General features: G+C 62.6%; 9 protein-coding genes. 6 read left to right on the top strand and 3 right to left on the bottom strand.

Annotated elements, in window-relative coordinates:
• Positions 1 to 517: 517 nt before the first annotated feature.
• Entirely contained in the window at positions 518 to 796 is a 279-nt protein-coding gene (locus tag B3873_RS16760; protein WP_286867428.1) for a DUF4148 domain-containing protein, read from the bottom strand.
• Between the two features lie 250 nt (positions 797 to 1,046).
• On the opposite strand from B3873_RS16760, the gene B3873_RS16755 reads away from it, so the two are divergent.
• Complete coding sequence (locus B3873_RS16755) at positions 1,047 to 1,958, top strand: LysR family transcriptional regulator (protein ID WP_039788330.1); 912 nt, start codon at positions 1,047 to 1,049, stop codon at positions 1,956 to 1,958.
• 37 nt (positions 1,959 to 1,995) lie between these two features.
• On the opposite strand, the gene B3873_RS16750 is transcribed toward B3873_RS16755, so the two are convergent.
• Positions 1,996 to 2,424, bottom strand: a complete 429-nt coding sequence (locus B3873_RS16750) for a thioredoxin family protein (protein WP_286867425.1) — start codon at positions 2,422 to 2,424, stop codon at positions 1,996 to 1,998.
• A gap of 111 nt (positions 2,425 to 2,535) precedes the next feature.
• Between B3873_RS16750 and tsaB the strand changes: the two genes are divergently transcribed.
• From tsaB to B3873_RS16730, 4 genes are read left to right on the top strand one after another with little or no spacing between them, the layout of a single operon-like run.
• Positions 2,536 to 3,255 (top strand): tRNA (adenosine(37)-N6)-threonylcarbamoyltransferase complex dimerization subunit type 1 TsaB, encoded by a 720-nt coding sequence (gene tsaB, locus B3873_RS16745; RefSeq protein ID WP_286867423.1) that lies wholly within the window; start codon positions 2,536 to 2,538, stop codon positions 3,253 to 3,255.
• The gene (gene rimI / locus B3873_RS16740) at positions 3,252 to 3,749 is read left to right on the top strand and encodes a ribosomal protein S18-alanine N-acetyltransferase (protein ID WP_209532974.1); all 498 of its coding nucleotides are present in this window, start codon (positions 3,252 to 3,254) and stop codon (positions 3,747 to 3,749) included. The genes tsaB and rimI overlap by 4 nt, the downstream gene beginning before the upstream one ends.
• Positions 3,746 to 4,765, top strand: coding sequence for a uracil-DNA glycosylase (locus tag B3873_RS16735; RefSeq protein ID WP_286867421.1), 1,020 nt, complete (start codon positions 3,746 to 3,748; stop codon positions 4,763 to 4,765). Before rimI ends, B3873_RS16735 begins: the two co-directional genes overlap by 4 nt.
• A gap of 13 nt (positions 4,766 to 4,778) precedes the next feature.
• Positions 4,779 to 5,789 carry a DUF1853 family protein gene (locus tag B3873_RS16730; protein ID WP_286867419.1) on the top strand — a complete coding sequence of 337 codons (1,011 nt, stop codon included), beginning with the start codon at positions 4,779 to 4,781 and terminating at the stop codon, positions 5,787 to 5,789.
• A gap of 33 nt (positions 5,790 to 5,822) precedes the next feature.
• Here B3873_RS16730 and lplT read toward each other — a convergent pair whose 3' ends face one another.
• A complete protein-coding gene (gene lplT, locus B3873_RS16725; protein ID WP_039788320.1) occupies positions 5,823 to 7,094 on the bottom strand; it encodes a lysophospholipid transporter LplT in 1,272 nt (423 codons plus the stop codon).
• 160 nt (positions 7,095 to 7,254) lie between these two features.
• On the opposite strand from lplT, the gene B3873_RS16720 reads away from it, so the two are divergent.
• Positions 7,255 to 7,442, top strand: a 188-nt coding sequence (locus B3873_RS16720; RefSeq protein WP_286867418.1) for a hypothetical protein, incomplete at its 3' end; no start/stop codon positions are given.

The following is a 7,442-nucleotide window of genomic DNA, read 5'->3' as shown; positions in this document are numbered from 1 at the left end:
AAAGGTGGCCCGACTTTGACAAGAAAACCCTGAGCCAGGCGGGAAGGAACAAACCCTTGACTTTACATGCGGTGCGCCAAAATCTCAAGGAAAAGCTCGGTTTGACAAGGTTTTCCGGGGATTTTTGCATGTCGCATCGCAGCAAAAAAGCGCATTGAATGCATCAGCCATGCACGATCTGGCCGGCTCATGCGGTGAGAATGCACGTCACTTGCGACCAGGGCGCGATCAGTGAAAAAGAAGGGGAGCCAAACGAGGGGAAGGAGGGAGGCTGGTGCACCAGCTGTCATGCGCCCGGCAAGACGTGGCGGCATGGCAGGTGGTGCTGCGGTACGGGGACTGCGGTACTGCGGGTAGTGCGTTGCTGCGGTATTGCTTCATCCTGGCACGGTGGTTCGGACGCAGGCGGTCGGCATTCGTTCGCATTCATTCACGTTCAACGCGGGGCATGCGCCGGTGCGGAACACTGCCGTGGCGGAATCGGTCCATCCGGACATCGGATGCGGATCGGTTCCGATCAAGCGCCGCTATACAGGCTTTGTGCTGCGCTGTTGGCTTGTTGCACCTGGTTGGCGACATCCTGGCGGCTCAGTTGCGAGGGCGCTTGGCGGATCATGGGATATTCATTGCGCGTGGCGATCTCGTGATTGGCTTGGGCGCGTTGCAGTTCGGCCTTGACGTCAGCACGGGTCTGGGTCGAGTGGAACGGGGTTTCCGGCGGATACGGAGCTTCAGCCATGGCGGCACCAGCAGCGGCGAGCAGGGAGGCGGCAACGATGATGTTCTTGATGTTCATGATAATGTCCTCTGTTTGGGTAAGTGGGGGTTGCTCTTCTCCAGGGCCGGCGAGTCGCGGGAGTGATCCATGCTCTCCTTGTGGGAAAGCCCACTCGTGGGCGACCTGGTGAAGCCGGTCAGCGCGATCTTTGTTGCTTTGTTGCGATGCGCTAACCGATGACTGAAGTGTAAATATTGCGAAGACGAAGAAAAATAGGTTTAATCGGAATTGACTATTTCTCTTTGTGGAACAATCAGGGACTTGAAAAATGGATCGTCTGCAATCAATGCGGGTGTTTGCAAAGGTGGTGGAGCAGGGCAGTTTCGTGCGTGCCGCCGAGTTGCTGGACATTTCCAATGCGGTGGCAACCCGTTTCATCGCCGATCTGGAGGCTCACCTGGGTACCCGCCTGCTCAATCGCTCGACCCGCCGCCTCTCGCTTACCGAGGCCGGGCAGGCCTATCTGGAGCGGGTTCACATGATCCTGGCCGAGGTCGATGATGCCGAAGCTCTGGTGTCCATGGAAACCAAACGTCCGGCCGGGACGCTGGCGATTTATTCCAATGCCGGTTTCGGCCAGTCGCAACTGGGCGAGATGCTGGCTGCCTATGCCGGGATCTATCCTGACGTGGGGCTGGACGTCTATCTGTCCGACCGCTCCATCGACCTGGTGGAGGAGGGCATCGATATCGGATTCTTCAGCAGCATGCAAAAGTTCGATGCCAGCATGATCGTGCGACAGCTGGGTGTAGCCAAGGTGATCCTTTGTGCTTCACCTGCCTACCTGGAGCGCGCCGGAGCGCCCGCACAGCCCGAAGACCTGTCGCGCCACAGCTGCCTGAACTTCTCGCATGAATATTTGCGCCATCACTGGCATGTCAATACCGAGGCCGGCGTGATGGATGTGCCCATCGTCAGCAAGGTGGTCTCCAACAGCGGCGTGCTGCTGCGTGACCTGGCGCTGGCCGGCATGGGTATCGTGTTGCGGCCCTCCTACTCGCTGGGCGATGACCTGCGCTGCGGCAAGCTGGTGCAGGTGCTGCCCGGCTTTGACATGGGGCAGGTGGTGATTTCGATGGTGTATCCGAGCCGCCGGCTGCTGTCGGCCAAGGTGCGCAGCTTTGCCGATTTCATCAGTGCGCGCTTCCCGCACCCGGAAACCGATCCCTGGCTGACCTGAAGTACGCAACCAGAAGCGACGCGCGTTGAGGGAAACCTCAGCCGATCACATCAGCCAGCTTGTCCAGCAGGCTGCAATCTTCCTGCCAGGTGCGGCGCTCGGCGGAACTGGCGGCTTCACGTTGCAGCTCGGCGTCGCTCTTGTCGACCTGGGCCAGCAGGATGCGCTCGGCCAGGCGGGTGTCCGGTTCCATGGGGCCAAAGAAGGCGACCGTGGCACCGCGCTCGATCAGGAGGGTAGGGAAGTTGTCGATGTCGAGATCGCCGACCAGGTCGGCCTGGTCCTCGATATCGATCCACACGAAGTGATGCTGCGGATAGCGGGTCGCCCAGGCCTGGAAGGCGGCTTCATATTCACGGCAGCTGCCGCACCAGTTCGCGCACAGGCAGGCCACGACCCAGGTGTCGTTGCGAAGCGCCTCGGCGAGCGGGCGGCGGTTGGTTTGGTCTAATTTCTGGTAGGTCATGGCGCGCTTATTTTACCCCCTTCGGCGCGAAGGGTTTTGCGCTGCCGCACAAAGGCTCACCTTAGATGCGAACGCACCGAACAATTGCGCGCCGCACGGTAAAATAGCGGGATGTCCACGATTCTTGCCATTGAAACCTCCACCGAGCTGGCCTCGGCGGCCTTGCTCTACCAAGGCGAACTGATTGCGCGCCAGTCCGCTGGTACCCAGACGCACTCGGACGCCATCCTCCCCATGATCCAGCAATTGCTGGCCGATGCCGGCCTGGCGCTGTCGCAATGCGATGCGCTGGCCTTTGGCGTGGGCCCCGGCTCCTTCACCGGCGTGCGCACGGCGTGCGGCGTGGTGCAGGGGCTGGCCTTTGGCTGTGACCGTCCGGTGGTCCCGGTGGTGACTCTGGAAGCGGCGGCCCAAGCCTGCCGTGATGAAAATCCGCAGGCCAGCGATGTGCTGGCCATCCTCGATGCCCGCATGGGTGAAGTCTATTGGGCGCGCTACCGCGCCCGTACCGATGGCGGTTGGGAGACGCTTGCCGAACCGGCCCTGTCGTCTGCCGCTCAGGTACCGGTCGAAGGTCGCCCCCATGCCTGCGGCAATGGTTTGTCGGTGTATGCCGAGCATTTCAGCGCCAACTTCTGCACGGCGGCCTTCGCCAGTGTGCAGCCACAGGCGATGCCCCATGCGCGCCAGGTGGCGACGCTGGGACAGGTGCATTTCAGCGCCGGCCTGGCCTTGCCGGCACAGCAGGCGCAGCCGCTCTATCTGCGTAACAAGGTGGCCCTGACCACGGCCGAGCGCGAAGTGCGCGATGCGGCCAAGGGTGTGGCATGAGCGAGCAACTGGCCGTGTCGCTGCCTGTCTCGCATCCGCGTTTCGGGCGGCTGCAGTTTGCGGCCATGGGCGCGAGTGACCTGGATGCGGTGGTCAGGATCGAAGAGGCCGTCTACTCCCATCCCTGGACGCGCGGCAATTTTCAGGATTCGCTCTACAGCGGCTACCAGGCGCAGACCCTGCGGGATGCCCACGGCGAATTGCTGGGCTATTTCCTCGTGATGCTGGCCGTGGATGAAGCCCATCTGCTCAATATCAGCGTGGCCGCCCTGCATCAGCATCAGGGCCTGGGCCGCATGCTGCTGGACCAGGCGACCGGGGTGGCACGCCAGCACCACATGCGGACCATGTTGCTGGAAGTGCGTGAGTCCAACGTGCATGCCGCCAAGGTCTATCGCCAGTACGGCTTTACTGAAATCGGGCGGCGCAAGAATTACTATCCCGCCGCCAACCAGACCCGAGAAGGGGCTATCGTCATGAGTCTGCCCTTATGAATGAAGAATTGAAACAAGATCCGGGCTTCGGCTCCTCCCTGGCCCTGCTGGATGCGCTGGGCATTGGCCCGGTCTGGGTGCGGCGTGAGCTGGCGGTGGAAGAGGTGCAGGCCGCGCAGGCGGAAGTACCTGCTCAGGAAACGGCCGCGGCCGTGCCCGCTGCCCCTGTCGACGCGCCCAAGGCCATCGCGCCTGAACCCGTCGCGGCTCAATCCAGGCCGCCCGTCGCTGCTCCGGTGGTGCAACCGTCCACGCCTGCTGCACGCCCGGCTCCCGCCGCCCCCGCCCGTCCGCGTGCGCCGGTCGATGAAGACGGCGGCCCGCCTTCCTGGCTCGACGAGATGGACTTCGGTACTTCGCTGGAACCCGTGCTGATCCCGGACGGCGACGACGAGGAAGACGCCCCGGCCGTCGACCCCATGATTGCCCGCATCAAGGCCATGGACTGGCCGCAGCTCAAGCAGCAGGTTGCTGAGTGCCGCCGTTGCGGACTGTGCGAAGGCCGCAAGAATACCGTCTTCGGCGTAGGCGATGAAAAGGCCAAGTGGCTCTTCATCGGCGAAGGCCCGGGCCGCAACGAGGATCAGCAGGGCGAACCCTTCGTCGGCCCTGCCGGCAAGCTGCTGGACAACATGCTGCTCTCCATGGGCGTCAAGCGCGGTGAGAATGCCTACATCGCCAACATCGTCAAATGCCGTCCCACCGACGACAACGGCCGCGACCGTCCGCCCTCGCCGCAGGAAGTGGTCTCCTGCCTGCCTTACCTCCAGCGCCAGATCGAACTGATCCAGCCGACCGTGCTGGTAGCACTGGGCAAGACGGCGGCGATTTCGCTGCTGGGCATGGATCCGGCCACGCCGGTTTCGCGTCTGCGCGGCACGCTGCATCGCTATCAGGACTTGCCGCTGGTGGTGACCTACCACCCGGCCTATCTGCTGCGCACGCTCACCGACAAGAGCAAGGCCTGGGCCGACCTGTGCCTGGCCATGAGCACCTACGCGGCGCAAGCCCGCTGAAACGATGCCCGGCATGGACCTGAGCACGCATCAGGCGCGCTTCCACCAGCGCTGGCCCGATCTGCGGGATCCGCACGTGCGCGCACTGGCCTGGCTGTTGTATGCGCCCGATCTGCTGGCGCCGGAGGCCGTCTGCTGGGAGGGCCGGGTCGCCACGCTGGGCCAGCTGTCACCCGAGGTGGCCGGCTGGCTGCACGACCTGCAATACGATCCGGCCATGAATGCGGCCTTGCACGCCCACCTGGCGCAACAGCCCTCAGGGCGCCTCGGCCGGTATGCCGAAAAGCTGCTCGGTTTCTATCTGCGCCAGCAGGACTGCCTGGTCGCCGCCAATTTGCAGGTCCGCAATCAGGGACCGACGCGAGAAACACTCGGCGAATTCGATTTCCTGATCCGTTCCCCCGAGGCGGAGAACGACGGCGGTGTCGTGCATTGGGAGTTCGCCACCAAGTTCTATCTCTTGCAAGCGCGGGAGCTGACCGCGACAGCGCAGGCGGATGCCTTCGTCGGTCCCAACCTGGCCGATTCGCTGGGCCGCAAGATGCGCAAGATCATGCAGCAGCAACTGAAGCTTTCCGAACATCCGGCGGCCCAGGCGGTACTGCCGGCCCCTGTCGTAGCGGCGCGCGCCCTGGTCAAGGGATGGCTGTTTTACCCGCTGGATGCGGTGCTGAGCCTGCCGCCCGCCATGGGCATTGCTGCCGATCATTGCCGGGGATTCTGGTGTGATGCGGCCTCGCTACCACGTATTGAGGAAGAGACGATGTGCTATGCCGTCCTGCCGCGCCTGTCCTGGCTGGCACCGGCGCGCCTTCCCGCCGGGCAGGGCATGACCCTGGCACAGCTGCGGAGCACCTTGGAAGACATGTTCAGTGCCGACGACAGTCCGGTCATGGTGGCGCAATGCCGCCTGCAGCGGGGTGCTGAACCGGAATGGCTGGAAGTGATGCGCGGCTTCGTCGTGCCGCCGCAGTGGGAAGCGCGTGCCGCCGCAATGGTGCAGCACGCCGTCGTGCCGGTCTGAACCGCCGGTCCAGACCTTCAATCCATCGTGAAATCAGTGGTGGGGATGCTTGTCCTCGCCGATCAGCGCCAGCGAGTCATGCTCGCGCTGGTTGGCGGCATGGCGGCGCATGATGAGATACATGATGCCGGCCACGAAGGAGCCGAAGATGATGATGACGGTATTCACATCCAGGTTCATGCGCACCATGAAGGCATACAGCACCAGCATGGTCAGCACCGAGAGGTTCTCGTTGAAGTTCTGGACGGCAATCGAATGGCCTGCGCTCATGAGCACGTGGCCACGATGCTGCAGCAGGGCGTTCATCGGCACCACGAAGTAGCCCGACAGCGCGCCCACGATCACCAGCAGCGGATAGGCCACCCACACCGAGGTGGTGGTGGTCATCAGCATCACCACGATGCCCATGATGATGCCCAGCGGCATGACGGTCAGTGATTTTTTCAGCGGCACGAAGCGGGCGGCGGCCACTGCACCCAGGGCTACGCCTACGGCGACGATGCCCTGCAGGATGGCGGCCTTGTCCAGCGGCATGTGCAGCGACTTTTCCGCCCATTTCAGAACGATGAACTGCAATGTCGCCCCGGCGCCCCAGAAGAGCGTGGTCACGGCCAGCGAGATCTGGCCCAGCTTGTCCTTCCACAGGGTGGTGAAGCAGCCGGCGAAGTCGACGATGAGGCGGAGGGGATTGCGTTCCTGATGCTCGTAGCGGACACCGGTATCAGGAATGTAGAAGTTGAAGAGGGCGGCGACGATGTAGATGCAGGAAATGATGCACAGGGCCGCTTCGGTGGGAGTATCGATGGGCAGGTCGACCATCGGGAAGTCGAAGCTGAGGATCACCGCTGAAATCTTGGGATTGACCAGCGCCCCGCCGAGGACCGTGCCCATGATGATGGAGCCCACCGTCAGCCCCTCGATCCAGCCGTTGGCCGCGACCAGTTTTTCCGGCGGCAGCAGTTCGGTGAGGATCCCGTACTTGGCCGGCGAATAAGCCGCTGCCCCGAAGCCGACCACGGCATAAGCCAGCAGAGGATGCACGGTAAAGAACATGAGGGAACAACCGACGATCTTGATCATGTTGGTGATCAACATGACCTTGCCCTTGGGGAAGGCGTCGGCGAAGGCACCCACGAAGGCCGCCAGCAGCACATAGGAAAGCACGAAAAACAGCTTCAGCAGCGGGGTCATCCACGCTGGCGAATGCATTTCGGCAAGTAGGGCGATGGCGGCGATCAGCAGCGCGTTATCGGCGAGCGACGAAAAGAACTGCGCCGCCATGATGGTATAGAAACCGCGATTCATCCCTGTCCAAGATGTATAACAAATGATGTCCGGGTAGCTTTATACCATGAAACCATGCACGCTCCGTCATAAGTCAAACCATAAAGATGTTCGTCCGGTAAAATGCCCGCTTGTTCCCCGCTGGACAAAAACTTCCGGGCGAACCGCGACAGGCAGGCCCATGGCGGCCTTGCTGCTCGCCGTGCGCATTGCCAGCCGAGATCGGTCGTTCGCCTACCCGCGAACGCCCTCTGTGAGCCATCTGCCCTCGTTACTGCCACTGGATATCATGCCAAGACCGATCGTCGCTTCCATCAGCATTTCCGCACTTCAACACAATCTTGCCGTCGCCCGCGCCCATGCGCCCAA

Source organism: Herbaspirillum sp. UBA812, from assembly GCF_002296545.1.
Lineage (GTDB): Bacteria > Pseudomonadota > Gammaproteobacteria > Burkholderiales > Burkholderiaceae_D > Herbaspirillum > Herbaspirillum huttiense.
This window is presented reverse-complemented; position numbering and strand designations above follow the sequence as displayed.